Below are 25,965 nucleotides of genomic sequence, written 5' to 3'. Positions count from 1 at the left end.
CCGGTGCGGCAACGACTTACGGCTACTCCTGGCCCGTCGCCATCGCCCGTACCCGGCCCAGCACATCCGGGTAGCGCCGCAGATGTGCGCCGCCGTTGAGATCGATCGCCGCTCCGGTCATCCACCTCGCGCGGTCGGAGGCGAGGAAGGCGACCGCGTCGGCGATCTCCTCCGGTCGTCCGCTGCGGCCGAGCGGAGTGTTGTCCAGGTACTCCTCGGTCAGCCCCGGCACCAACGAGACTCCGGCGACCAGTGGGGTGTCGACCAGGCCGGGAGATATCGCGTTGACGCGAATACCGCGCTCGGCCAGTTCCAACGCGGCGACCTCGACCAGCATGAGCACACCGGCTTTGGCCGAGCAGTAGGAGGCCATGCCGGTGCCTGGTTGGCGACCGTTGAGTGAGGCGATGCAGACGATGCTGCCGCCCTCAGTGGCGTGGCGACCCGCGTGTTTGAGGACCAGGAAGGTTCCGGTCAGGCAGACATCGATGGTGGTCTGCCAATGCGCCAGGTCGAGGTCGGTGATCGCGCCCGGAATCGAGAGCCCGGCACAGTTCACCACGGTGTGCACACCGTGTGCGGACTCGAATCCCGTCGCCACCGAGTCCTCGTCGGTGACATCCATTCCGATCGCGGTGACATCGCCGCCGAGCAGCTCCGCGGCAGCACGGGCCGCGCCTTCGTCGATGTCGGCGATGGTCACCCGGTACCTCTCGGCTGCCAAGGTGCGCGCGGTTGCCAGGCCGATTCCGGACGCTCCGCCGATCACCAGTGCGCAACGTCGATCGCCGGTCATGCTGCTCCCTCCGTGGTCCGAACCTGGCCGTGCGTCGCGTCGAGCAGATGTCGTCGTAAGAAGTGCGCCTGGTGGGCCACGGCGGTCTCGAACCACTGCTTGCCCGCGAAGAGGTCGAAATGGTCGCAGGGGTAGTGCCTGACCTCGGCGCGGGCCTTGAACGCCGCCTTGGCCGCGGCGTGTGGGGGCGCGGCACGGTCGAAATCGGCGATCTGCACGAGAACCGCGGCGGTGATGCGGTCCGCGTGCCGATCGGCCCGATAGCCGCCCAGCTCGAGTCCCACGGCGGCGTCGACTTCGTTGCGCCAGGTCGGCCCGGCCAACGCGGTGTAGGACTCGAAGTAGCCCTCGGCGGTCAATGCGGCCCGCTCGCCGGGTTTTCCGACCAGCGGCATCATGATCGGTGCGCCGCCGAGGCGCCCCGCGATCGCGCTGCGCACACCGGTCATCGCGGAGCGGGTGACCGCGCCGACGCCCACCTGACTCAGGGCGTTGCGACCTGCTGAGATGCCGTCGATCATGGGCGCCATCGCGATCACCGCGCGGATGTCGGTCCGCTCGGCGGCCACGCTCAACACGTGCCCCGCGGACTGGGAGATGCCCCACAACACTGTCCGCGCCGGATCGACGCCGGGCTGCGCGAGCGCCGCGGCGATCGCGGCGTGATAGTCCTGGATCTGGGCGGCCATCGAGACCCGTTGGCGCGGTTGACCGTCAGAGGCACCGAAGCCGCGGTAGTCGAAGGCGAGAACGGCGAGGCCTGCGTCGGCGAGGTGCCGCGCGAACGGCGCGACACCGGAATCCTTGGTGCCGCCGAATCCGTGCGCCATGACCACGACAGGCGAGCCGGTCGGCCCGGTCAGGGAACCATCCGATGCCGGAGGGAAGAACCAGCCATCGCAGGTGGTCCCCTGGGAGAGAAAGGAGATCTGCCGGTAGTCGTCGGTCATCGGGGCGCTCCTACGGTCGTGGTGTCGGCATCGGCCACCCGGGCCCACGACGGCGGACCCTGGACCCGAGCCCGTTGCGCTCCCGCCGGTAGTTCTCGGGTCCGCATATCGTGTTCGTAGAGGAAATAGTCGACCTGCTGGGTGTGGCGGGGGCGGTCGAGCATGTGCCCGGTGTAGCGCTGCTGATCGGCGACGATCACCTCGCGCATCCGCTGCGGCGCGGGCAGCCGGTACCGTCCGACCGCGTACGCCCCGACCAGCCGTGCCTGAGATTCGACGAAGGGGAACAGGGTGGGCGTCGACTGGGCGAATCCGGCGAAGACCAGGTCGTCGATGCCCGGCACGAACATCCGCTTGTACAGATCGATCCGATTGTCGGGTGCGCTGAGGAATTCCGGATCGAAGAACGGGAAGGTGATGTTGTAGCCGGTGGCATAGATGACGATGTCGAAATCGTCGCTGGTGCCGTCGGTGAAGTGCACCGTGTGTCCATCGAACCGCGCGATATCGGGCTTCGGGATCACATCACCGGATCCGAGGCGCAACGGGAGTTCGACCGATTGGGTCGGATGTGCCTCGAAGAACTTGTGATTGGGCGTCGGCAGGCCATAGCTCTCCGGGCGTCCCGAGATGAGCGGCTGGCCCCACTGCGCGATCTTGCGCTGCCACGAGTACGGGATGTGGGGGCTGGTCCGGAAGTACTTGTCCGCCGGTCGGCCCGCGATGTATTTGGGCACGATCCACCCGCCGGAGCGGGTCGACAGGGTCAGGGTGTTGCCCAGGGCTTTCGACGACAGTTCCACGGCGATATCGGCCGCGCTGTTGCCGAGACCGACCACGAGAATCCGCTGGTTCGAGAAGTCCATCGGTGTGCGTAGGTCGATGTAGTGGTGCGCGTGCAGTGTGGCGCCCGCGAACTCGCCGGGAAAGTGCGGATACCGCGGATCCCAGTGGTGTCCGTTCGCGACGACGAGCAGATCGAAATACCGGGTCCCGGTGCGCTGGGTGCGCAGCTCCCAGCCACCGTCGGGCAGGCGGCGCGCGTGTTCGACGCCGTTCTCGAATTCGATGTGGTCGGTCAGCTCGAAGGCGGTGCTGTAGTCGTCGAGGTACTGCTTGATCTGCGAGTGGTGCGGGAAGTCCGGGTAGTGCTCGGGCATGGGGAAATCCCGGAACGACAGCTGATGTTTCGAGGTGTCGATGTGCAGCGACCGATAGGCGCTGCTGTGCCCGTTCGGATTGCCGAACGCCCAGTTGCCGCCCACCCGATCCGAGGACTCGAAGCAGGCATAGGGCACGCCGTAGTCGTTGAGCATCTTTCCCGCGGTGAGGCCGCTGATACCGGCGCCGATGACCGCGGTCCGCGGTTGATACATATCCCGATCCCTTTCGAGCCGATCTGTAGACAGATTTGCAAGAGTGTCTACTCGCAGTTGTCACATTCTCAGATCTGTCCACTGCTTGCTAGGGTTTCGAGAAACCCGATGCCGTTCCCGCGGGAACGACGACCCTGGAAAGCGAGGAGCGTGACCGAGGCCCCGACGGCGACAGTCGTGGATCGATTGCTCCACGCCGCACAGAAGTTGTTGGCAACCAAGGGGATCCGAGCCACGACGGTCAGCGAGGTCGCCGAGGAGGCCGGAGTATCACGCGCCTGGCTCTACCGGCATTTCCCCGACAAGACCACACTGCTCGGCGCGGCACTCGTCCGGCTGACCGACGCTTTCTGGACCGATGCGCGGGGGCAACTCGATGCGATCGACACCTTCGGCGCACAACTCGCGGCGGGGGTGCGCATCGGCAGAGGGGCCTACGACGATCCCGGCGCATTGCTCATTCGGCTACGCACCGACGAACCCGAGGAATTCGCCCTGTGCACCGACGCGGGCGTCTCCGGCCTGATCCCCGACCTGGCGTCTTTCTGGCGTCCCTACGTCGAGGCCGCGGCGGCGCGGGGCGAGATTCATCCCGGTCACGACCTCGCCCAGGTCTCCGAGTGGGTGGCGCGGGTGCTGATCAGCCTGGGCACGATCCCCGGTGACACCATCGACCCCGATGACAGGGCGGCGGTGCTGGCGCACGTGCGGCGCTACATCCTTCCCGGCCTCACGGCGGATCCCGGCGCTTCCTGAGTCCGCATGCGATGGCCGGCTTCCGATCGCGTCGGATCAGCGGGTGCTCACGCAGACCACGTAGCGGCGCTGGTCGTAGACGACACCGCGGTCGCCGATCGTGCAGACGTTCACATCTGTCGTGTCACGGCGGACCTCGAGAACACGGACTCGACCGGGGACATCGGCGGCGCAGTCCACGTGCCTGACCGCGTCACCCTGAAGGTCGAGGCATTCGCCGACGGTCCAGTCGATATCCAGGCAGACGGTCTGGTCGACACCGCCCGGCAGGGTCCGAGGTTGGGCACGGTCGACGTCGCCCGGGCAGTGACCACCCGTGGACGCCAATTCCGTCACCCGGTAGCGGGAGTCGGCGCCACCGCACGCGACCTGCCGAATATCGGCCGAATTCGCATTCCAATCCACACAATCACCGACACTGAGTTCCACCCAGGGAATCTGCGTCGCGGACTTGGTCAATGTGGACGCGACACCACCATAGAAATCATTATTAGTTCCCACCGGTTGAGTCGCTGAAACCTCTGTCGGCAAAGTTTTTTCGGCAGAGGCATTGTTCGGCTGTGCGGGCCCTTCGGCCGCGAACCCCACGACGACGGAAAGCGCCAGGTAGAAGGCACCTGCCAGTGCGAACACCGCCCCCATGGACACGCCGAGTAAGGCTAGGTTTTTCCGACGCGCCATCTGTGTTGTTCCTACTCATCCGCTGGACGTCCCCGACCGACGTCCCACTCGCTGACAGTTCTTACACGGCACACACGAACGTTGTCTAATTGTGAATCTTCGTCTTTTTACAATGAGAAATCCTGGTCCGCCGCCCAATTCGGCAGGATTGACCAACGGCCGGAAAAGGGTGCTAGTGTCTGCCCGATCTCTCTGGCGGACAACATGGTTCGCGCCCCCGCAGGGGCACGCCGTTCTGCCGCGCAATTATTCGTGATGCGTAAAGGAATTCCCTGATGAAACTCGGTTACCTCCCTGCTGCCACGCTCCTTGTCGGCGCCACCGTCTGGATCAGCGCGGGAACCGCCGCCGCGCAGCCGATCGCACCGACCCCCCAGGCCACCACATCCGGGGTCGACCAGTCCGTGCGGTACGAGGCCACCCTCACCGAGTTCTCCCGGGTGCTGACCACCACCGTTGCCGGCGGCACCTTTTCCACCACCGACGACAACACCGCGGTGACCCTCGTCGCCGACTCCGGCGCCGTCGTCACCCGCATCCCGCTCATCTATCAGATCTCCGGCAAGCAGATGCGGGTGGCACAGACGATCTCCGACGACGGCCACCACCTCGTCCTCGCCCCGCAGGCGCGCACCGCCGAGATCGGCGAGATGCAGGCCATCAGCCCCATGTCCCAGTTGACCAACGAGATCAACCGCAACGTGGTCGGCGTCGTCGCGGGCGGCATCCTCGGCGGCCTCATCGGCACAGTCCTAGGCTTCGGCTTCCTCAGCATCATCACCGGCCCCGTCGGCCTGGTCCTCGGCGCCATCGCCGGCGGCTACGCCATGGGCGGCCAGCCCTTCCTCGACGCCGTCACCGCCGCCGTCAGCGGCCAGCCCTGACCCACTGACGCGCCCGGCCGTGGCATTCCCCGGCCGGGCGGTCCGATCACCCGAAGTAGGCCGCGTAGTCGCCGAAAGGAACCTGGCCGGTCGGGCTCGCGTTGATGGCGTCGGCGACCTGCGGGGGCATGGGAGCCCAGTAGGCCGGCATCTCGGCCGCCAGGGCCGGGTTCAAGATGTAGATCAGAGCGAAGTTCACGATCCACAGCGGCGGAGCCATCGACATGCCGACCACGGTGCTCACGCCTGCCTTGGTGTTGGTCACCAGTTGAGCCTCGCCCGAAATCTGTTGTGCCGCGAAGCCGTAGGCAGCTTGCACGGTGTAGGCCGACCGGTAGAGCGCGGCCAGGGTCCGCACCGCACCGTTGTCGCGCAACCAGGTGCCGACGTAACCCCCGGGTGCGAGCAAGGTGTTCACCTGCCTGGTCGGCGCGTCCGCGTTGGCCGGACTCTCCAACAGCCCACCGGGGTTCACATACAGTCCGTAGCTGCCCAGCACCGAGGGCGTCCTCTCCCCGTTGACCTCGGAATAGAGTGGGCGGCCGACCGTATTGGTGAGGATCTCGACGCAGGCGACGATCACCTCGGCCGCCTCGCGGCTGCCGCCGACGCCGCCGCCGGTGCTGAGGTCGCGATACTGCTGCTCGGTCAGCGCGTCTGCTCTGTCGAGACCTATCTGACCGGCGATCGTGTCGGCCCGTGCCTGACCGAGTGGTTGGTTGAGCTGCTCCGGACTCGTCATCAGTGGCGGCGCCACGTACTCGTAGGCGGGCGCACCGGCGAAGGGGATCGCGAATCCGGTGTCCGAGGTGTTTGCCATGGGTTGCCCCGAGACGGTCTGGATAGCCGTCACGGAGAGCAGGCACGCACCGATCAGTGCCAGTATCGGGAGGGCTCCGCGACGGGCGATCGAACCGCGCCGATGCCCCGAGCTCGCTGTCCACGTGTTGGCCATCGTCGACCTCTCGGAGCACCGTCGTAGGAGGTGAAACAGGTTTCCGAATCAGTCAAAGCCGTGTCCGGCACCGTGTCAAGCCCCGCAACGATCACGAAGGACGTGCGCGTGTCCCCCCGATCCGACCATCGGACCGGCCCACCCACCTCACCACGACATGCCTATTGCCGATAATTTGCCACCCGAAGCAGCATCGCTGACTCTCGCGGGTGTCGGCGCCTCGCCGCCTCCGTAGGTCTACACGGAGACGGCGACCTCGAACTAGTCGGCGTGCAGATACACCGGAACAGTCGCGTGTCCGTTGGAGATGAAGCTCGGTACCGGCGCCAACTCGGCCCGGCTCGTGGCCAGGCGCATCTGCGGGAACCGTTCGAACAGCGCGGGCAGCGCGACGGCCGCTTCCAGACGGGCCAGTGACGCGCCGATGCAGTGGTGCGCCCCGTAGCCGAACGCGAGGTGCTGCTCGCGGGTGGCGCGGGTGGGGTCGAATTCCGCGGTGTCGGCGCCGTGCACTTTCGGGTCACGGCTGGCGCCTGCGTAGGAGGCCAGGATGGCCTCGCCCTTGGCGATCCGATACCCCCCGGCGATGTCGATGTCCTCGACCGCGTACCGCAGGGGCAGGTGTGCCACCGGCGCCTGGAAGCGCAGTGTCTCCTCGACCACGTCTGTCCACGACACCTGGCCTGCGGCCACCGCGGCGCGCTGCTCGGGATGGGTGAGCAGGGCGACGATCGCTTGGTCGAGCAAATTCACCGTGGTCTCGTGACCGGCGTTGATCACCAGCATCAAGGTGTCGACGAGCTCCTTCTCGGACAGCTGAGAGTCGTCCTCGTCGCGCGTGGCGATCAGCACGCTGGTGACGTCGTCTCCAGGATGCGCACGACGGTAGGCAACGAGTTCGCCGACCAATCCGTACATTTCGAGGTAGTTGGCCTGTGCCTGCTCGGCGGTGAACGAGCCGTCGAAGAACCCGTCCACGCACTTGTGCAGCGCAGGACCCAAATCTTCGGGGACACCGACCAATTCGGTGATGACCCGGATCGGAACCGGGTAGGCGAAGCTGTCGCGCAGATCGACCGGCTCGCCGACAGGGGTGGCTGCCAGTGCGTCGAGCAGGTTCTCGGTGATCTCGGCGATCCGCGGACGCAGCGCGGTACTGCGGCGATGGCTGAAAGCCGGGGCGACCAGCCGACGCAGCCTGCGGTGATCGGCCCCGTAGGCGGTGAACATGCTGTCTACGGCCACCCACGGCAACAAGGGCCACGCCTCGGTGATCTCGCCGTTGATGAACGACATCCAGTGCTGTCTGGGGTCCTTCGACACCCGAGGGTCGGCGAGCAGGCTCCGGAGTACCGCCTGATCGGTGACCGACCAGGCGGGCACGCCGCCGGGCAGCTCGACCAGCGCCACCGGGCCACGCTGCTGAATGCGTGCCGACTCGCCTTGGATGTCGGCACCGGTCGTATCCAGCACGATCGGTTCCATGAAAATCTCCTCGATACCGGGGTCTGCGGCCCGTGATCGACAGTGCCGCAGCCATTTTCGATCACTCTTGTGGTGAAAAACCTACCTTGCGGACAGGCCACCGAGACGGCGGAATCAGGGAGTTCCCTGATGTGGTTTCAGGGCTTTCACCGGATGTCATCGACTCGGCGCCTGCCTACTGTCGATCGCAGAACCTCAGAAGGGACGTTCCTTGCGAAAACTCACCGCGGCACTCGCGGCCACCACGGTGTACGCGGCACTGGCGGTCTTGGTGTTCTGCACCATGATTTCCGAGACTGTCTTCCTGTACCCGAACTACTTTCACGATATTCCGGCGTCGCTGATCGTGGCCGACGAGTTCACCGCCGTCGTCTCGGTCGGCAGCGTGATGCGTCCGCTGGGCGCTGTCCTGATGCTGACCGGCGTCGTCGCTGTCGCAGCGACCCTCTGGGCGAAAAGGTCTCGAACCTGGACGCTCGCCTCGATGCTCTCGTCGGTCTCGGGACTGTTCCTGCTCTCGGCGCTGTACCTGTGGCCGCGGTGGACGATCCTGTTCGATGATCGCGCGCTGCACACGGTCGACGAATTGCACCGCACCGCAACCGAAATCGAGGTCGCGCACACAGTGCGTGTGGTGCTGGGAGCACTCACAGCACTGTTCGCCGTAATCGCGGCGCTGCGCATATACCGCGACCGGATTCTGCTCGGCGTCGAGTCGGCGACAGCGGCCGCACTGTCGATGGACCCGCGTTCGAAAAGCACCCAGTAGCTCGGTCACCCGACGCGGTCACCGTCGCCGGGCGCACAGGTGGGCGCTCGGCGACGAGACTGTTTTCTACTTCGCGACATCTCGCAGCAGTTGGCGTGAGATGGCGTACTTGTGCACCTCGGTCGGACCGTCGTAGAGCCGGAAGGCGCGGATATCGGTGAAGATCGCCGAGACCGGAGTCTCGTCACTGATTCCGATGCCGCCGAGTACCTGTACGCAGCGGTCGGCGACCTTGAACAGTTCCTCGGAGACCATCGACTTCACCATCGAGGACTCGTGGCGGCCCTTGCCTCCCTTGTCCAGAGTCCAGCAGGCCCACCAGATCATCAGACGGCATTGCTGCAGCGCGATCTCGTTGTCGGCCAACATGAAACCGACACCCTGGTGCTCACCGATCGGCTTGCCGAACGACGTGCGAGTCTTCGCGTGTTCGATGGCGATCGCCTGCGCACGGGAGGCTGCGCCGAGCCAGCGCATGCAGTGCGTGAGGCGAGCCGGGGCCAGCCGCAGCTGCGCGTAGCGGAACGCCTCCCCGACCGAGCCCAGGATCGCCGACTCCGGCAACACCAGGTCTTCGAACCTGACGACGCAATGCCCTTCGACATAGTTGCGATCCATCGTGTTCATGACCCGCTCGATGACGATGCCCGGCGTATTCCCGTGACACAGGAACAGTGTCGCGCCTTCCTCGGGAACATCGGCCATGATGATCCAGGTGTCGGCGTTGATCGCGCCGGTGATCAGCCACTTGCGGCCGTTGATCACGAACTTGCCGCCGTCGCGGACCGCCGTCGTCGTCAACTGGCTGGGATCAGAACCCGCGCCATCGGGTTCGGTCATCGCGAACACCGAACGCCGCGTGCCGTCGATGACGGGCTGCAGGTACTCGGCGGCCTGTTCGGGAGAGGCGACCTTCGACAGCAGGAACATGTTGCCCTCGTCGGGCGCGGCGCAGTTCATCGCGACCGGCCCCAGCGTCGACCAACCGGCGGCCTCGAAGACCACCGCCTGCTCCAGATGCGACATCCCCTCGGGCCGCTGCTGGATGGTCAGCAGACCGGCTGCCTTCGCCTTCGCTACCAGCTCGCTGCGCAGCTCGTCGGTCGGACCGTGCGAGGTGACGCGGGGGTCGCGTTCGTACGGAACAACTTCGGTTTCGACGAACCTCCGTACCCGGTCGCCCAGTTCAGCAAGCTCGGCAGGGATCTCGAAGTCGATCATCACTCTCCACTCATCAAGGATTGCGCACGTTCGAACAGGCGCAGAGTTGTCATATGCAGTCGCTCACCGAGACTCATCGGTGCCTTGCCGGCCAGCGCCCTGGCATAGGTGCCCTCGAGCACGATGCCGAGTTTGAAGCAGGCCAGCACGGTGTACCAATCGATCGCCGCGACATCGCGATCGGACTGTTCGCCGTAGCGGGCGACCAGTTCCCGGGCCGTGGGCAGGCCGCCCATCTTGGTCAATTCGCCGGCGAACTCGTTCGGCGCACCCGGTAACTGCCAGGTCGCCAAGAGCCAACCGAGGTCGAGCAGCGGATCACCGATCGTGCACATCTCCCAATCGACCACGGCCACCACATCGGGCCCGGTGCGGGAGAACATCACATTCGACGCATGGAAGTCGCCGTGCAGCACGCCCGGCGAAGACGAAGTGGGTCGGTGCTCGTCGAGCCAGCGCGCGACCTCGGCGACCGGCCCGATGGCCGGGCCCGGATATTCGGTGAACGCCGAGTAGGAGTCGAGCTCGGCGAGCCATCGAGGCACCTGGCGTTCGAGGAATCCGTCCGGTTTACCGAGATCGCCGAGCCCGACCGCGATGTGGTCGACCGCACCGAGCCTGGCCTGCGCGTCGATGAGGCTGAAGCACATTTGTCGACGGATGGCGGCGTCGCTCGCGTGCAGGTCGGGCAGTTCGACCCCGGCGTTGAACCCGGCGACCGGTTCCATGAGATAGAAGACCGCGCCACCGAGAACCGACTTGTCGCCACACGCGGCGATCAAACCCGCATGTGGGACATCGGTTTTCGCCAGGGCATCCAGGATGGTGAACTCGCGCCGGATGACATCGTTGCTGCGCGGACGGAGATGGCGCGGACCGCGACGCAGGATGTAGCCGCGGCCTTCGCGTTCGAATCGGACCATCACGTTCTGGGTCCCGCCGGTCACCGGCTCGACCGACACCAGCGGCCCCGATCCGAGGCCCTGGGTATCCATCCAGGTGGTCAGCGCTGCCAGATCGGTCCGCGTGAGAACGGCACCAGCATCGATCGCGTCTTGCTCGGACATGTTCTCCTCGAACGGGATCAGACCTCCTGAGCGCGGAGCGCCGAGGTGATGAGCAGTGCGGCACCGGCTCAGGATGTCTCCGGACAGGTTTCTCACACAGCCGATACCTGCGAGAATTGTGATTAACATAGAGTCCGGGTAAGTGCCCTGTCAACATCCGACAAGCCGCTACAGGGGTCGCACGACTCCGGAACCAGACGTTACTTTGTAGGTTCACGGCGCCCCCGGCGCCCAATCTGAAATGAAAATGTGTCTGAAAGTGTCTCCGAAACCGATGGCGAGTGGCGAGAATTGGCCCCGACGGTTCGACACGATTCAGCACCTGCCGCACCGTCTCGAATCCCCTTCGGCAACAGAGGTATTGGACGATGAAGAGGTTGTCGAGATCCGCCGCGGCGACATTGGTTGCCACCGTCGTCGCGGCCTGGACTGCGGCGGTCGGCGTCGCAGGGGCGCAAACACCCGGCCCGCAGCCCTGCACCCCGTACACCGCTATCTTCGGGCCGGGGACCTGGGAGACCACGCTGGGCGCCGATCCCGAGGTGCCTGTCGGCATGCTCGGGCCCGTCGGCGATGGCCTGCGACGGCAGTTCGGTCGTGACATCACGATCCTCTACGTTCCCTATGCCGCAAGCGCTTTCGACCAGGGTCTGACCTACGCGGAGTCCCTGAGCACCCTGGAATCCCGCGTGCGCCAGATGCTGCGCGGCCTGTGCGGCTCGACGCGGGTCGTCCTCGCCGGCTACAGCCAGGGCGCGGACGGCATCGGCGATCTCGCCACCGAGATCGGCAACGGCGACGGTCCCATCGGCGCCGATCGCGTGGTCGGGGTCGGGCTACTGTCCGACCCGCATCGTGATCCGAATACCACACTGTCCCTGGGAAATACGCAGCCCGGTCGCGGCATCGCCGGAACGCGGAACCGGGATTTCGGTGCGTTGACCGAGCGAGTTCGCACCCTGTGCGCCGACGGCGACCTGTACTGCTCCCTCGATGCCGCCACCTCCCCGTTCCTCGCCGTGTTGGGCAGAGTTCTGAGCGGTGATCCCACACCGATCGCAAACCTCGTCCCCGCTACGACCGATCCCACCAGCCTGATCACTCAAGCCGTCACCATGGGCGCCGGCTGGACCGCCACCGCGGCGAATCTGCCCACCATTGTCGACAACCTCACGCGCCTGCCGGAGTTCCTCGCGGCCGGTGACATTCGCGGTGCGCACCAGAGTGCGCGTGCGGTCAACGTTGCCCTTGCCCCGTTGGTCCAGGCTGCCGCGGGTGTAGACCGAGTGCTGGTCGCCGAGGTCATCCGCGCGGCCGCCGCCGTCGACCCCTCTGGTCGGACCGCGGGCCTCAGCGTGATCGCCGATGCTCTCATGGACATCGATTTTCTGAGTATCGCCGACAGTGTCGGCCGAATTCAGGAAATCCTGTGGCGTGCGGTCGAATCCCTCGATCGCAACGATCCTCTCGCCGCTGCCGCCGACCTGGCCACCTTGGCCGCCACCGGCGCCGACCTCACCGGGTCGGTGCTCGGCCCCGTCGCCGCCGGTATCCGAGCAGACCTCCACGCAACCACCCGAACTCTGCTCAGCATCACCGACCCCGACACTGTCGAAGAGCTCGTCCAACTCGGCCGCCAGGGTATGGACGTAGCCAACTTCTACGCCTCCGACGCCCACATCGACTACCGCGACGACGTCCAAATCCTGCTGAACTACCTCAGCTCCCAAGTCGTTTCGTAGCCCGTTGTGTCGGCTCGACCTGCATCGAGCCGACACAACGGCTTTCAGATCAGCACGACACTGCATCTCCGACGGAGTTGCCGAGCCGCACTCCCAGGACTCTCGATAATTCGCCGACATTGTTTGCACTGGGTGTCACCACATCACGTTCCCAACGGCTGATCTGGTTTCCGTCCGCGATTCCGATCCAGTCGGCCAACTCCGCCTGGGTGAATCCGGAGGCCATCCTCGCCGCCCGAATAGCTTTGCCGATCGTCGTGGACATGGTCTCCCCTCTCTCTCGATGCCCTCAGCACGGACCGCATCGGTGCGAGTGCCCCGTGGGCGAACACTCGTACTGCTGATGTGGTCTCGCGCAGCCACATTCGAAAGATATCGGTGAATCGATCTTCGAAGGAGACTGTGGCTGCACGGCAACTGACTGTGCACGCACAAATTTCGCGCGCCGCCGGGCGCGCGACTTCCGGCTACTCGGGTGGGTTGTCCGCGGCGGTGGCGCTGCGGCGCCAGTCACGGGGCGTCATGCCGAAAGCTTCGCGGAATCGCCGGGCGAAGTGGGCGGCGTCGCGGAAACCCACGGCGCCGGCCACCGATGCGATGGACCGGTGAGCGTAGCCGATGTCGATCAACATGTCGCGGGCCCGGACCAGGCGTTGTTCGATGATCCACTGCTCGAGGCTGATACCTGATTGCGCGCATATCTTGTACAGGTGCCGCACGGAGATGTTGTTGGCGGCGGCGATACCGGGGATCTTCAAGGTCGAATCGGACAGATTCGTCCGCACATAGCCGAGGATCTGCTCGATCAGCAGTTGTTCGGGGATGGCGGCGCCGTCACCCGGTCCGCGCCCGGCCGCCGAGATCAGTAGCGCCCGAACCATTTCCAGGCACGACTCGCCCACAGAGGCGGCGGCCGGGTCCGCTTCGAGCTGGTCGGCGATCCCGACGAGATGCTGGATCTGCGCCGTGACCATCGGGTACAGCGGCGATGCCGCCAGTCGTCCGTGAGCCGCGACGACCGTCTCCGCGGAAATGCCGAGGCGCTCCCTGGACAGCTGCAGGCACAGCGTCCCGCCGAGACCCTGCCAGCCGGAGGCGAACGCGGTGGCCAGGTCGATCACTTCGCAGGCGCCGGGTTCGATCAGCGTTTGCGCACCGAACTGTTCGTGCCTGCGGACCTGCCCGTTCTGAACGGTAACCGTCAGGGTGTCGCTGGGCGCGACTCGCTCGTGCCGACTGGTTCGGCAGACCTGGTGACCGGATACCTCCGAGCGGGTCAGCGCGATCGGGCCCAGCATCCAGGCCTGATGTCGGCTGACCACCTCGGCCGGCGAATCCAACATCTGCAGGTTCGCCCCGATATCGGCTTCCTGCAGGATTGCGGTGACCGCCTCCCGCCGGTCCGCCGGCGTGAAGTAGTCGGAGTCGATCAGCACTGCCATTTGTGATCTCTACTTCGGATTCTCGCCGGCGGTGGAGCCCCTCCCGTCGCCGGCCGCTACGCGTTTCGGGTGGTGGAAATTCGGGCAAAGCGATTGCATGGGTTCGTAGTCGGCGATGCTATCGCGCCGCGGCGCGCCCGTAGCCCGATTCGGTAGGGATTGCACACCGACTTCACCGGCCCACGATGACGTGTTCCTTTGCCGCGGTAGGCCGTAACGACAAGATTCGGCGTTCGGCAGATGTCGCTGTCGCAGCCCATTCCGGTCGCAGAGCCGCATAGGTGCACACATCGCGCCACCGGCCCTGGGTTCGATAGAGCTGCCGCAGCCGCGCCTCCGGCGTCAAGCCCACTCCCGACATCACCGTGTCCATCACCGGATGATCGTGCCGGTGCCCCGCCCATACCCGGTGAATCCCGAGCGGCCCGAAGGCGAATGCCGCCATGAGCCGCCCCGCCTCGATACCACCCGCCCGCAGCGCCCCTTCCGGAACCACGACCAGACCGCCGATCATGGCGTTGCTGCCGAAATCCTCTACCAGCAGCCCGATGGTGCCGACCATGGTGTCCGCACCCGGCGCCGTGATCGCCAGCGTGTACCTGCGCCGGGGAGTCTCGCCGCGCGAGCGCAGGGCGGCATCGAAGGACGCCGAGGCCGCCTGGACACCCATGCTGTCGGTGCCCATATATCGGGTCAAGAGCGGATCGGTGAAAATCCGCTGGTAGACGCCCAGGTCCCCGGCGCGCAGATCACGCAACCGCAGCCGCGCGCCGACCAATTCCACGTTGTGCAGATCGATCGTCAACGGACTTCCTCCATCGCCCGCACGAATGTCGGAGCAACCTGTGGACCTACCGCGGGGATGAGCTCGTCGAGGTCGACATAGGTTCGTCCCGACGGGATCAGCTCGCCGAGCAGAATCCGGCGAGCCGTATCCGCCACCAAGGCACCGCCGAGCATCACCCCGGAAGCGAGTTGAGGCCAGCTGGACAGGCTCCGGCCGATCTCACCGACAGCATCGCGCATCGCCGGACTCAGCCGCGGCTCGTCGACCACCGCCAGCAGAAACGACAGCCGCTCGCCCCGGCTCATTTTCGCGACATCGGACGAGGTCGACCCGCCGGTGCGGCCGTGGAACAGCGGGCGATGGGGTTCGCGATCGAAACGCTCCACGTCCAGCAAGCCGCGATCGTTGGTGTCCATCAGTACCGGGACGGCTCGGCGCCGCGCGTACTCGCGGACAGCGACTTTCGCCCAGACCGTGTCGCATTCCTCCACCACCAGATCCAACGGCCGGGCGCCGCCCAGGCCGTCGAAGAACGGTCCGATCGACTTGTCGGTCAACCCGTCCGCGAACACCTCGATGTCGAGATAGGGGTCGATCTCGAACATCTGACGCGCCGCCAGCACAGCCTTGGAGACCCCGAGATCACCAACCCCTGCCCGCAGCCGGTTCAGGTTCGACAGCCCGACGTTGTCGAAGTCGGCCAAGCGGAACGATCCGCCGACCCCTTCCATCGCCAGCGTCACTGCCGCGCTGTTGCCCACCGACAGCCCGACCACACCGATCCGCCGCGCGCGCAGGTCTCGCTGCTGCGCCCCGTCGATCTTGTTGCGATTGCGATCGGTCCGCACCCGCTGGAAACCCTCGCGCGGCAGCACATGGACCAACCGGCCGTTCCACGGATAGAACACCCATGTTCCCCACCGCCACAGCGGAGTCCCGCCACAGATCCGACGACGCGCCGCTGCCAGCGAACCCGTCGAATGCGCGATCGCGGGCTCCTCGCAGCGGATCAGTTCGTCGAGTTGATCTTCGATCGTGTCGTGCACGGCACTCACAGAACTCGACGCTGCCAACGCTTCCAGATCACGCAGTCCTTCCGGGCTCGATGCGTCGAGTAGCAGGGGAAGGAAATGCGATGTCGCAGCGCCGGGCGTGAGGACTTTCGGACGTGGAACCGAGCAATGCCGAACCATGTGTGTACAAACCTCCGACCCTCATGAGACGAACGGTCATCCGCTCGTCTCTGTCGACCAGGACGCGCAAAGGATACACACAGCACACCTTCAGCAAATCGACCTTCGGTCCAGCGGCATGGCGCGAAAATACCTCAGCCGAAATGGGACTACGAGCAATCCGGACGGCACGAAAGGCGACCGCTGAATCCCCGCCATCGGGCTCGCAATAATCCCGCAAGCATCGATTCCGGGGCCTCCGACCGCACGGGGGCGAGACTTCGTGTCACAGGCGCGACAGCAGCAATCGCGCCGCTTCGCCCGGGTGGGAGTAGGGCCACCAGTGTCCGGCATCCACCGCGACGACCTCGACGTCGCTGACCCAAGCGTGCACAGCGTCGGTGAGATCCGAGGCCAGGAATCGATCACCGCGCGGGGCCACGATCGTAGTGGGGACAACGCAGACCGCCGCAGGCCCACCGACAAGCCGTGCGACTACATTCGCGCGATAGAGCGCGATTCCCCGTCGCTGATTCTCCAGTGATAGCGGCGGCGCGTCCTCGAAGTATCCGGCAGCCGAGAGCAACCTGGGAATATGCCGCGAAAGAACGGGAACATGGAAGCCCCAGATATACCAGGAACGCGCGAGCTGCGAAATCACCGACGGCCAGCGCGGCAGCGCGACAGCGCGGGCCCTCGCCAGCTGACGTAGATGATCCAGGCTCGGCCCGGAGACTGACGTATACGAGGCGAAGGTCGATGCCGCGCGAGGTGCGGACATCGCCTCCCACGTCTGCACAGAGCCCCAGTCATGGGCAAAGACGTGGATCGGAGTTCGGGGGGCAGGAATCGAATCCACCACGGCGAAGACATCTTCGGCCAGTCGCGGCAGGGTGAACGAGCGCAGGGAGTCGGGATCGTCGACGACGGTATCGGTGCCGCCCCGCGTGTCGTAGGCGATGATGCGCACCCGATCGCCGAGCGCATCGATCATCGGCAGGAACAGCCGATGATCGTCGGGGTACCCGTGCACGAGCAGCACGGTGGTCTCGGCGTCGGGATTCCCGTATTGGAATACCGCGATCGTGGCACCATCGGTTCGCACTGTCCACCGTGTCACGCGCTGACGAATTCCCGATGCGCAGCCTCGGCCTGGAGCAGATTCGCGATCACCGTGAGCCGCAACTCGTCCTGCGCGGGGTCAGGATGGACCACGGCGGCGAGGGCTTCTCCGTCGAGGAGGTAGACCACGCTGAAGATGACGGTATCCAATCGCTCCGCGGCGATGGTGGCCGCGAACGGCAATGTCCTCGCCAGCTGTGCGATCTGCTCATGGTACTGAATGGTGAACGGCGTGAGCCTTTCCCGGAGCGCGGGGTCGCTGCGGGCGGCGATGAGCAGCTCGTACCACGCCCCGTTGATCGGAGCACGGCATGCCGCTCGCAGCAGGGTTAGGCAGTGGTCGATGGAATCGGTGCCGAGTCCGCTCAGTCCGGCACGGAATTCGGTGAACTGCCGAGAACGGACCTCTTCGGCTGCTGCCACCAACAGGTCGAGTCGCGTGGGGAAATGGCGGAACAGCGCCCCGGAGGACACCCCCGCCCGTGCGACGATCTCGCTGACTGTCGTTGCGGCATAACCTTTTTCGCACAGCGAGTCGATAGTGGCGTCGATCAGATTGCCGATGGTTTCGGTTCGTCGTTGCTGCTGGGTTCGACTCACGCGTTCACCGTGGCAGCTATGGAGTCATCGGCCCCGGCCCGCAGAAATCGACCGGCACGTTCGGACACGCCGAACCACGGCGCGAACTGCCCCTGTCGATAGGCGATCTTGCCCGCTATCAACGTCGCCGACACCGCTCGATCATTGCGGTTGACCATGCGGCTGAGCCCGCCGAACTCGGGCATGATCTCCTCGTGATAGGCGGTGACGTCGTCATCAAGGCCCGCGGGATCGATGATCACCACGTCGGCACGTCCACCGAGCCGCAGATGCCCGGCGTCGACACCGTAGAAATCACCGAGCTCACCGGTGAGTTTGTGTACCGCCTTCTCCACGCTCATGAACGGATTCCGTTCAGCTCGCGCGCTTTTCACACGATGGAGCAACCGGATACCGAAGTTGTAGAACGCCATATTGCGCAGATGCGCACCCGCGTCGGAGAATCCGACAGTGACCCCGGGCGCGTTGATCAGTCGGTCCATGGTTCGGGGCCGGTAGTTGGCGATGGTGGTATGCCAGCGCAATGCGCGCCCATGCTCGACCACCAGATCGAGGAAAGCGTCGACGACGTGGATATCACGAGATTTCGCGATATCGGCGACCGTCTGACCCACGAGTGAACCGTCGGGGCAAGCGGTTATCTGCACGTCCGCGAAGTCGCGGTGCCAGACCCGTGAGCTGAACTTCTTTTCGAAGTCGGCGCGGAACCATCGTCGATACGCTTCGTCGGACAGGAGTTCGTTGCGCTCCAACTCGTCGCGCAGGTGCAGTGCCGCCCGGCCGGAGCCGAACTCTTCGAACACCACCAGATCGATGCCGTCGGAGTAGACGTCGAACGGCGTGGGCAGATGCTGCCATCGGAACTGCCCTCGGCCCGGGCCGTTGACAACGGCCGCGATCGGTCCGAAGATCCGATGGATCCACGGCGACGCCTTGGGGTCGGCCGCGGCCAACAACGACACCTTCAACGACTTGCGTCCCAGACCTGTTGCGGCACCGAGGAAGAAGATCATGTCGTATTTGGTGTTGAGGTTCGGGATGCTCTGCAACAGTCGTCCTCGCTTGCGCAGGATCTTGTGCAACCGACGGAACTCGCTCCATCGGGCATAGGCCGACGGCAGCGACCTCGAACGATATCGATCACCGTCCAGCTTGTCCCATGGATTGGTCATCGTCGACATACCGAGCATTCCCGCGTCCAGGGCTTCGCTCAACGCCTCGGCCATCGCCCGAGATTCTGCACCGGTGGGCTTCTCGCGACGATCGGTCGACCGATCGAGTCCCATGACGTGCGCCCGCAGGTCGGAGTGCCCCACGAGCAAGGCGACATTCGGTCCCAGCGGCAGACGCTCAATGGCTTCGATGTAGTCCTGCGGCCCGGACCATGTTTTCGCGGTATCGACGGCTTTGAGGACGTGATCTCGCGGCAGCGCCTCCACGCGCGAGAACAGATCGGCGATGTCCACGGCGGTGCTGTAGATGGTCGACAGCGAGCAGTTGCCGAGCATGACGGTGGTAACACCGTGTCGGACAGACTCTTTGAGTCCGGGGCTGACGAGAACCTCGGCGTCGTAGTGGGTGTGGACGTCCACGAAGCCGGGCATCACCCACTGGCCTGTCGCATCGATGACTTCCCCGGCAGCGGAGGCATCGAGAGGTTGCGCGGAGAGGGCGCGGACGACACCGTCGCGAATCCCCACGTGGCGCACGACGCCGGGGCCGCCACTGCCGTCGTACACCGTGCCACCGCTGATGATCACGTCGAAGGGGTGAGGGTTCATGTGACCTCCGTCATAGATTCCCTGCACGCTAACTTAGATAGCGAGCACTCACAACCTTTTGGGGAAACCGGTATGAGCGAACGCTTTCGCAGCTGGACGGTCACCGTGTCGAGCGGGGTCTTCGAGCGGCCGTGACCAGGCCATCGTCGTCTTGCTACCGTGGTGCGACAGTTGTCGTACACAAGCGAGGTTGCCCGATTGTTCTTCCGAGCTTTTCACCCGGCCACGCGGTCCCCTGACCGCGTCGTCCTCGAATGCTTCGGAGAGTGCCATGCCAACCCAGATCACCGCGCTCGCGGTCAGTAAGTCGTTCGACGGCGATCCCGTTCTCACGGAGGTGACCTGTTCGCTCGACGTCGGCGAGCGCACCGGGATCATCGGCGAAAACGGCTCCGGCAAGACCACCCTGCTGCGTTTGTTCGCCGGGCGGGTGCAGCCCGACAGCGGCGAGATCATCGTCCACGCCGAGGGCGGCATCGGCTACCTCGCACAAGACGAGCAACTCCCCCAGCACCTCACTGTGCAGCAGCTCATCGACCAGGCCCTCACCGAGCTGCGCGCGGTCGAAGCCCGGATGCGCCGCCTCGAGATCGCGATGGCCGACGGCGACAAGTCCGGAATCGACGAATACGGTGAGCTGACAGTACTTTTCGACCATCACGGCGGCTACGACGCCGACGCGCGAGTGGAGCAGGCTTTCCACGGACTGGGATTGAGCCTGGTCGATCGCGACCGCACGATCGGTGAGTTGTCGGGCGGCGAGCAGGTCCGACTGCGCCTGGCCGCGGTGCTGGCGGCAGCTCCGGAACTGCTGTTGCTGGACGAACCGACCAACCACCTCGACGACGTCGCCCTGACCTGGCTCGAAGACCACCTGATCGCCCGGCGCGGCACGACGGTGGCGGTTTCCCACGACCGGGCGTTCCTCGAACGGGTGACAACCAGCCTGCTGGAGGTCGACGCGGACCGGCAGCGCGTCGTCCGCTACAACGACGGTTACCCAGGATTCCTGGCGGAAAAGGCGGCCGAGCGAGCGCGATGGGTGCAGGCGCACGCGCGATGGCTGGCCGATACCGCACGATTCCGCGAGGCCGCCGACACCACCGCCCGCAGGGTCGCACCGGGCCGGGCGATGGCCGACAACAACAAGATGGCCTACGGCCGAGCCGGTGGACGGGTGCAGCAATCAGTGGCCAGCCGGGTCCGCAACGCCCAGGAACGGCTGCGGCGTCTGCTCGCCGATCCGGTTCCCGCACCGCCGCAACCCCTACGATTCGCGCCCACCCTGGCGACCGCCGGCGGAGAGGGGGCCGGGCTCGAGGCCACCGACATCTCCGTCGCGGGCAGGCTCGAGCCGATCAGCGTGACGCTCGCCGCAGGCGACCGCCTGCTGATCACCGGCCCGAACGGCGCGGGCAAGACCACCCTGCTCCGCGTGCTGGCCGGTCAACTCGCACCCGACACCGGCACCGTCGCACGGACCGGCAAGATCGGCTACCTCGCGCAGGAACCACCGCCGGCGGTCCGCGGCCGCATGATGTTCGTCGCCTTCGCGCGCGATCGCCCGGGTGACCCGGAATTCCACGGCGACCAACTGCTCTCACTCGGTCTGTTCGACGTCTCTCAGTTCACGACGCGTGTCGAGGACCTGTCCACCGGCCAGCGTCAGCGCCTCGCCTTGGCGCGCCTGGTCACCGAACCCGTCGACGTGCTACTCCTCGACGAGCCGACCAACCACCTGTCGCCGGGTCTGGTCGAGGAGTTGGAAACCGCGCTTGCCCATTTCCCGGGAGCCATCGTGGTCGTCAGCCACGATCGGCGACTGCGCAGCCGCTGGGAAGGCAGCCACCTCGCCTTACAAGCGTCGGCCTCCGTGCGAACTACGTAGATATGCTGCGGCCCATGAGCCAGCCCCCACCGCCCTATTCATCACAGCCGATGCCTGCCCAGGGCGCACCGCAGCAACAGCCCGGACCACAGTTTCCGATTCTGGTGTCGACGATGAACGACGTGCCGGGCCACGAAGTGGTGCGGGTATTCGGTGAGGTCGCCGGGTTGACTGTGCGCAGCCTCGGTATCGGGAACAGCTTTTCGGCCGGATTCCGCTCGATCAGCGGCGGCGAGGTCCCCGAATACACGCAACTGCTGTACCAGGCTCGATACGAGGCGATCATGCGCATGTGCCAGCACGGTATGGCTTTGGGCGCCAACGCGATCATCGCGATGCGATTCGATTGCAATGGGATCGCCGGCTCGCTGAGCGAGGTGGCGGCCTACGGCACCGCCGTCGTCATACGGCCGATCCAGCGGCCTCCGGTCGATCCACCGGAATGAGCGGGACTGGGTATACGCCACCACGATCTTCGCCGATCTCTCGGTCACCATCGCGATGTGCTTGCGCTGCGTCGAATTCGCTGCGTGCGCCGATGCCGGTGCCGACCGGCTCGAGCGCCGGATCACCCCCGCGCGATCAGTAGGGTGTGCCCAACTCGATGCGCTCAGGAGGTTCCGCCGTGGCGGTGCACACGCTCACCCTCAATGTGGCTACGGCTGACGGGAAGGCCGATGCCTTCCTCGCCTATCCCGACGACAACGCTCCCCACCCCGCGGTTCTGGTCTTCTCCGACGCGTTCGGGCTGCGGCCGGTGGTTCGCCGTGACGCCGAACGCCTCGCGGCCCTCGGCTTCACCGTGCTCGTTCCGAATGTGTTCTACCGCAACGGTTCCGCACCGGTCGTCGAGCTACCCGACTTCATCGGGGCCGACCGACGCGGTGAGATCTTCGGTGCACTGCGCCCGCTGCTGACCGCGTTGACACCCGAACTCGTCGTCGCGGACGCCGAGGCGTATCTGTCGTGGCTGGCCGATTCTCCCCTGACCACCGGCAACCCGGTAGGCCTGGCCGGATACTGCATGGGGGTGCGCAACGCTCTGCACACCGCCGCCGCCTACCCCGACCGAGTGGCCGCGGTGGCCGGCTTCCACGGCGGCAGGCTGGCCACCGAGGACCCCACCAGTCCGCACGCCGTGGTCGACCGCATCGCCGCCGAGGTCTACCTCGCGCACGCCGACGCCGACCCCGGCCTCCCACCGGAACAGATCCACCGACTCGACGCCGCCTTCACCGCCGCGGGCACCACCTTCCGCACCGAGGTGTACCCCGGCGCCCACCACGGCTTCACCCAATCCGACACCGACGTCTACAACGCCGAGGCAGATGCCCGGCACTGGACCGAACTGGCCGACTTGTTCACGCGCGTCCTGCGCTGAACCGCTGCCGAAGGGACCTTCGCCGGATCCGGTCGCACCGGCCCTGTGCCTAGCGTCGGAAGGCGATCAGACTCAAGCGCACAACAGCTCTCGGGCTATCGTCCAGGGGGCATCGCGGCACGGGAGCCAGCGCGCTTTCTGGTGTTGGCCACACGAACAGCGGTGTGAAGACGGGCGCATCGACCCGCGCATGACAAAGGCTCTTAGGGCAGCGAACCATCGGTGACAATCGGGCCGGCTGCGAGGAAGATCGACAGGGGACCAACTGGTCGCAACCATGACGCGCTGGAGCGTGACGTCACTAGAGCCCACTCTGGCTGAATCACCACGCTCTCCAGGAGGTTGCGGTGACAGATGGGGTCGCATCAGCCGAGACGTCCGTTCGGGTAGAGCGCTGTGATGTCTGCGTCGTGGGGGCCGGCATCGCGGGGGTCAATGCCCTGTTCGTCGCCAGTCGATACCTGTCTCGCTCGCAGAAGGTCATCCTGGTCGACCGCCGCGAACGTTGCGGCGGTATGTGGGTCGACACCTATGCCTACGTTCGGCTGCACCAGCCACATGGCCTGTTCACCGCCGGAAATATCAAGTGGACACTCGGCCGGGATCGCTCCTACCTGGCAACCAAGGACGAGGTGCTCGCCCACTTCGAACACTGCCTGGAGATCGTCAGACAACGAGTTCAGGTGGAGGAGTATTTCGGCTGGACGCTGGATTCGCAGGAGGAGTCCGACGGGATCGTTCGCCTCACCTGCAAGTCCTCGGATGGCCGGCTCATGGTTGTCGAGGCGAAGCGACTGATCAAAGCCATCGGATTCGGGGTTGTGCCCAACGACCCGCTCGCGATTTCCAGCGCGCGTGTCGCGTCGGTGTCGCCCGACTTCTGCGATATGCGCAGGAACGAGATGCGGGCGAGCGACGCACCTGTATGGATCGTGGGCGGGGGAAAGACCGCGATGGACACCGCTCACACACTGATCACGGAATATCCCGGCCGGGAAGTGAACCTCGTGGCAGGTTCCGGCACGTTCTTTTCCGACCGTGACCGCTTGTTCCCCGCGGGCGGCCGACGATGGTGGGGCGGCGCGCTGGCATCCGGTGTCTTCCGGGAGTTGGGCCGGCGCTTCGACGGGACCAACGAGACCGATGTCGCGACTTGGTTTCGCACGACCTACGGCACGTGGTTGACCCCCACCACAGCCAACTATCTGCTGGGCTTGCTGTCCGAATCGGAGAACAGGACGATTGCCGACGGCCTGAACGAGGTGATCATGGACCACGTCGTCGATGCCGTCGACCGCAACGGCGATATCGACCTGGTGTTCCGCAGCGGATCGGCGAGGAAGATCCAACCGGGCAGCTGGATAGTGAACTGCACCGGATATCTGTTGCGCGGCGATCCACCGCCGCCCTACGAGCCCTACGTTTCCGACAGCGGTGCGGTCGTCTCGGTGCAGCCGCGCTCGGCGACCTTCCATCTGACGTCGTACATGGGTTACTTCCTGACCCACCTCCTGTTCTTGGACAAGCTCGAGGAAGTCCCGCTGTACGAACTCGACGCACTGGACCTACGGCGGAAGTCGAGCGCGGCACTTCCGTATGTGCTCGGCTCCCTGGCCATGCACAACCTCAGCCTCGCCGTCGACAGCATCCCGAGCAAAGTGTTCCTCGATTGCGGATTCGATCTCGATCGCTGGTACCCGCTGCCGCGCCGCATGATCGGAACGACGCGGTTCATGCTCACCCACCGCCGCGGACGCGAGCATCTCCGGCAGACACTGGACACTGTGCGCACCCGATTCGATGTACGCTGCGGTCCGATCCTGGTGTAGCTCGAAGAATCGAAGCCAGCCCGAAAGACCTGCGCGAGGGGCCTCGAAAACTGTCCGCACGACAAGAAGGCGGAGACGATGGGTATCGACGATCCAAGTGTCAAGGAACTCGCTGTCGACGAGTGCTGGGCGTTACTCCGTGTCGGGGAAGTAGGCCGCCTCGCGGTGTGGGTGGAGGACCATCCGGAGATCTTCCCCCTCAATTACGCGGTCGATCACGGAACCCTGGTGTTTCGAACCGCGCGAGGTACCAAGATGTCCGCCGCGTTGTCCGACGCACCCGTCGCGCTGGAAGTCGACGGCTACATTTCCGGATCTCACGAAGCCTGGAGCGTGGTGGTCAAGGGTCGTGCCGAAGGGATCCGCGAGATCGCTGATGTGATGGACACCGTGGATCTCCCCCTGTTTCCGTGGCAGGCCGGGGCGAAGGACTTCTTCATCCGACTCGTACCCACCATGGTGACCGGTCGCCGGTTCCCCGTTGCGGACCCGACCGCTTGGCGGACTCCCTTCTCGAACGTGCGACAGTCGCCTTCGGAGTAGGGCACCGTCCGACAGGCGGAACAAGGGCCCGTCGGGCCGACGCGACAGGCCACCGGCCTCGGTGGGCAGCGTCGTCCCGCCTCATCATTTTGGGCCGTTTTGTCGACTACCGCCCGTTAGAAAGATTGCGTAGCCTCATCCGAGCGCGAAGGTCCACCGATCCGCATACTCGGCGATGCAGCTCGAACCGACCGAAGTGGAGGATCGCACCCATGACTGCCGAAGACTGGCGGCACAACGGTGTCCGCGTGATCAAGGCGGATCAGCTCGATCCGAACACCGCGCAGACACCCGGGATGGAACGGGCGGCCGCGATCGATTTCGCCCGTGTCGGCGCGCAGAAGATCTGGGCCGGAACCGTCACGATTCATCCGGACGCCAAGACCGGTGCGCACCACCACGGCGCGCTCGAGAGTGTCATCTACGTGATCCGCGGCCGCGCCCGGATGCGCTGGGGCGAGCAGCTGGAATTCGTCGCGGAGGCCGGGCCGGGCGACTTCATCTTCGTGCCACCGTATGTCCCACACCAGGAGATCAACGCCAGCACCCACGAACCCCTGGAATGCGTGCTGGTGCGCAGCGACAGCGAAGCCGTCGTCGTCAATCTGGAGATCGAGCCGATCGAGAAGCCCGAAGCCGTGCATTGGATCGACCCCATCCACCGCCAGCCCTAGCCCTCGCCTGCGAGCCCTGAAATCCCCGCGCCGGTGGCGGCATTCCAGGAGCTGATCGGGTGGT

Annotated in this window: 25 protein-coding genes; 10 read left to right on the top strand and 15 right to left on the bottom strand. The window is 65.6% G+C overall.

Going from position 1 to position 25,965, the window contains the following annotated elements; all coding sequences use genetic code 11:
• Positions 1 to 22 precede the first annotated feature (22 nt).
• Genes QX204_RS10350 through QX204_RS10340 form a run of 3 tightly spaced genes read right to left on the bottom strand, consistent with a single transcriptional unit; the run spans position 23 to position 3,122 of the window.
• Positions 23 to 796: an SDR family NAD(P)-dependent oxidoreductase gene (locus QX204_RS10350; RefSeq protein WP_301906413.1), complete on the bottom strand. Its 774-nt coding sequence runs from the start codon at positions 794 to 796 to the stop codon at positions 23 to 25.
• Positions 793 to 1,746, bottom strand: coding sequence for an alpha/beta hydrolase (locus QX204_RS10345; RefSeq protein WP_301906412.1), 954 nt, complete (start codon positions 1,744 to 1,746; stop codon positions 793 to 795). The genes QX204_RS10350 and QX204_RS10345 overlap by 4 nt, the downstream gene beginning before the upstream one ends.
• Positions 1,743 to 3,122 (bottom strand): flavin-containing monooxygenase, encoded by a 1,380-nt coding sequence (locus tag QX204_RS10340; protein WP_301906411.1) that lies wholly within the window; start codon positions 3,120 to 3,122, stop codon positions 1,743 to 1,745. Before QX204_RS10340 ends, QX204_RS10345 begins: the two co-directional genes overlap by 4 nt.
• Positions 3,123 to 3,272: 150 nt before the next feature.
• Here QX204_RS10340 and QX204_RS10335 point away from each other — a divergent pair, with 150 nt between their 5' ends.
• The gene (locus tag QX204_RS10335) at positions 3,273 to 3,878 is read left to right on the top strand and encodes a TetR/AcrR family transcriptional regulator (RefSeq protein ID WP_301906410.1); all 606 of its coding nucleotides are present in this window, start codon (positions 3,273 to 3,275) and stop codon (positions 3,876 to 3,878) included.
• Positions 3,879 to 3,914: 36 nt separating this feature from the next.
• Here the strand turns inward: QX204_RS10335 and QX204_RS10330 are convergent, their stop codons facing one another.
• A complete protein-coding gene (locus QX204_RS10330; RefSeq protein ID WP_301906409.1) occupies positions 3,915 to 4,526 on the bottom strand; it encodes an LppU/SCO3897 family protein in 612 nt (203 codons plus the stop codon).
• Between the two features lie 308 nt (positions 4,527 to 4,834).
• On the opposite strand from QX204_RS10330, the gene QX204_RS10325 reads away from it, so the two are divergent.
• Positions 4,835 to 5,443 (top strand): DUF8020 domain-containing protein, encoded by a 609-nt coding sequence (locus tag QX204_RS10325; RefSeq protein WP_301906408.1) that lies wholly within the window; start codon positions 4,835 to 4,837, stop codon positions 5,441 to 5,443.
• A 46-nt stretch (positions 5,444 to 5,489) separates the two neighbouring features.
• Here QX204_RS10325 and QX204_RS10320 read toward each other — a convergent pair whose 3' ends face one another.
• Together QX204_RS10320 and QX204_RS10315 are read right to left on the bottom strand one after the other, a co-directional pair.
• Positions 5,490 to 6,263, bottom strand: a complete 774-nt coding sequence (locus QX204_RS10320) for a hypothetical protein (protein WP_301906407.1) — start codon at positions 6,261 to 6,263, stop codon at positions 5,490 to 5,492.
• A 396-nt stretch (positions 6,264 to 6,659) separates the two neighbouring features.
• Entirely contained in the window at positions 6,660 to 7,883 is a 1,224-nt protein-coding gene (locus QX204_RS10315; RefSeq protein ID WP_301906406.1) for a cytochrome P450 family protein, read from the bottom strand.
• Positions 7,884 to 8,094: 211 nt separating this feature from the next.
• Here QX204_RS10315 and QX204_RS10310 point away from each other — a divergent pair, with 211 nt between their 5' ends.
• Positions 8,095 to 8,652, top strand: a complete 558-nt coding sequence (locus QX204_RS10310; protein WP_301906404.1) for a hypothetical protein — start codon at positions 8,095 to 8,097, stop codon at positions 8,650 to 8,652.
• Positions 8,653 to 8,718: 66 nt separating this feature from the next.
• On the opposite strand, the gene QX204_RS10305 is transcribed toward QX204_RS10310, so the two are convergent.
• Complete coding sequence (locus tag QX204_RS10305; protein WP_301906403.1) at positions 8,719 to 9,873, bottom strand: acyl-CoA dehydrogenase family protein; 1,155 nt, start codon at positions 9,871 to 9,873, stop codon at positions 8,719 to 8,721.
• Entirely contained in the window at positions 9,873 to 10,868 is a 996-nt protein-coding gene (locus tag QX204_RS10300; RefSeq protein ID WP_367620201.1) for a phosphotransferase family protein, read from the bottom strand. Before QX204_RS10300 ends, QX204_RS10305 begins: the two co-directional genes overlap by 1 nt.
• Positions 10,869 to 11,308: 440 nt before the next feature.
• On the opposite strand from QX204_RS10300, the gene QX204_RS10295 reads away from it, so the two are divergent.
• Entirely contained in the window at positions 11,309 to 12,682 is a 1,374-nt protein-coding gene (locus QX204_RS10295) for a cutinase family protein (protein ID WP_301906401.1), read from the top strand.
• Positions 12,683 to 12,731: 49 nt separating this feature from the next.
• On the opposite strand, the gene QX204_RS10290 is transcribed toward QX204_RS10295, so the two are convergent.
• From QX204_RS10290 to QX204_RS10260, 7 genes are all read right to left on the bottom strand, one after another.
• A complete protein-coding gene (locus tag QX204_RS10290; RefSeq protein WP_056820842.1) occupies positions 12,732 to 12,947 on the bottom strand; it encodes a helix-turn-helix domain-containing protein in 216 nt (71 codons plus the stop codon).
• A gap of 202 nt (positions 12,948 to 13,149) precedes the next feature.
• Positions 13,150 to 14,124 (bottom strand): helix-turn-helix domain-containing protein, encoded by a 975-nt coding sequence (locus tag QX204_RS10285; RefSeq protein ID WP_301906400.1) that lies wholly within the window; start codon positions 14,122 to 14,124, stop codon positions 13,150 to 13,152.
• Positions 14,125 to 14,296: 172 nt separating this feature from the next.
• Entirely contained in the window at positions 14,297 to 14,929 is a 633-nt protein-coding gene (locus QX204_RS10280) for a GNAT family N-acetyltransferase (RefSeq protein ID WP_301906399.1), read from the bottom strand.
• Positions 14,926 to 15,966 (bottom strand): ThiF family adenylyltransferase, encoded by a 1,041-nt coding sequence (locus QX204_RS10275; protein ID WP_301906398.1) that lies wholly within the window; start codon positions 15,964 to 15,966, stop codon positions 14,926 to 14,928. Before QX204_RS10275 ends, QX204_RS10280 begins: the two co-directional genes overlap by 4 nt.
• Before the next feature lie 403 nt (positions 15,967 to 16,369).
• Positions 16,370 to 17,188 carry an alpha/beta fold hydrolase gene (locus QX204_RS10270; RefSeq protein WP_301906396.1) on the bottom strand — a complete coding sequence of 273 codons (819 nt, stop codon included), beginning with the start codon at positions 17,186 to 17,188 and terminating at the stop codon, positions 16,370 to 16,372.
• Positions 17,189 to 17,199: 11 nt separating this feature from the next.
• Positions 17,200 to 17,805 (bottom strand): TetR/AcrR family transcriptional regulator, encoded by a 606-nt coding sequence (locus QX204_RS10265; protein ID WP_301906395.1) that lies wholly within the window; start codon positions 17,803 to 17,805, stop codon positions 17,200 to 17,202.
• The gene (locus tag QX204_RS10260) at positions 17,802 to 19,586 is read right to left on the bottom strand and encodes an N-acyl-D-amino-acid deacylase family protein (protein WP_301906394.1); all 1,785 of its coding nucleotides are present in this window, start codon (positions 19,584 to 19,586) and stop codon (positions 17,802 to 17,804) included. Before QX204_RS10260 ends, QX204_RS10265 begins: the two co-directional genes overlap by 4 nt.
• A 271-nt stretch (positions 19,587 to 19,857) precedes the next feature.
• On the opposite strand from QX204_RS10260, the gene QX204_RS10255 reads away from it, so the two are divergent.
• From QX204_RS10255 to QX204_RS10230, 6 genes are all read left to right on the top strand, one after another.
• Positions 19,858 to 21,474 (top strand): ABC-F family ATP-binding cassette domain-containing protein, encoded by a 1,617-nt coding sequence (locus QX204_RS10255; RefSeq protein ID WP_301906393.1) that lies wholly within the window; start codon positions 19,858 to 19,860, stop codon positions 21,472 to 21,474.
• A gap of 98 nt (positions 21,475 to 21,572) precedes the next feature.
• On the top strand, positions 21,573 to 21,920 hold the full coding sequence (locus QX204_RS10250; RefSeq protein ID WP_367620200.1) for a YbjQ family protein: 348 nt from the start codon (positions 21,573 to 21,575) through the stop codon (positions 21,918 to 21,920).
• Positions 21,921 to 22,099: 179 nt separating this feature from the next.
• Entirely contained in the window at positions 22,100 to 22,855 is a 756-nt protein-coding gene (locus QX204_RS10245) for a dienelactone hydrolase family protein (protein WP_301906391.1), read from the top strand.
• A 347-nt stretch (positions 22,856 to 23,202) separates the two neighbouring features.
• Complete coding sequence (locus tag QX204_RS10240; RefSeq protein WP_301906390.1) at positions 23,203 to 24,684, top strand: FAD-dependent oxidoreductase; 1,482 nt, start codon at positions 23,203 to 23,205, stop codon at positions 24,682 to 24,684.
• Positions 24,685 to 24,762: 78 nt separating this feature from the next.
• On the top strand, positions 24,763 to 25,227 hold the full coding sequence (locus QX204_RS10235; RefSeq protein WP_301906389.1) for a pyridoxamine 5'-phosphate oxidase family protein: 465 nt from the start codon (positions 24,763 to 24,765) through the stop codon (positions 25,225 to 25,227).
• A gap of 212 nt (positions 25,228 to 25,439) precedes the next feature.
• Positions 25,440 to 25,901 (top strand): cupin domain-containing protein, encoded by a 462-nt coding sequence (locus tag QX204_RS10230; protein ID WP_301906387.1) that lies wholly within the window; start codon positions 25,440 to 25,442, stop codon positions 25,899 to 25,901.
• Positions 25,902 to 25,965 lie beyond the last annotated feature (64 nt).

It is taken from the genome of Nocardia sp. PE-7 (assembly GCF_030486425.1).
Taxonomy (GTDB): domain Bacteria; phylum Actinomycetota; class Actinomycetes; order Mycobacteriales; family Mycobacteriaceae; genus Nocardia; species Nocardia salmonicida_A.
This window is presented reverse-complemented; position numbering and strand designations above follow the sequence as displayed.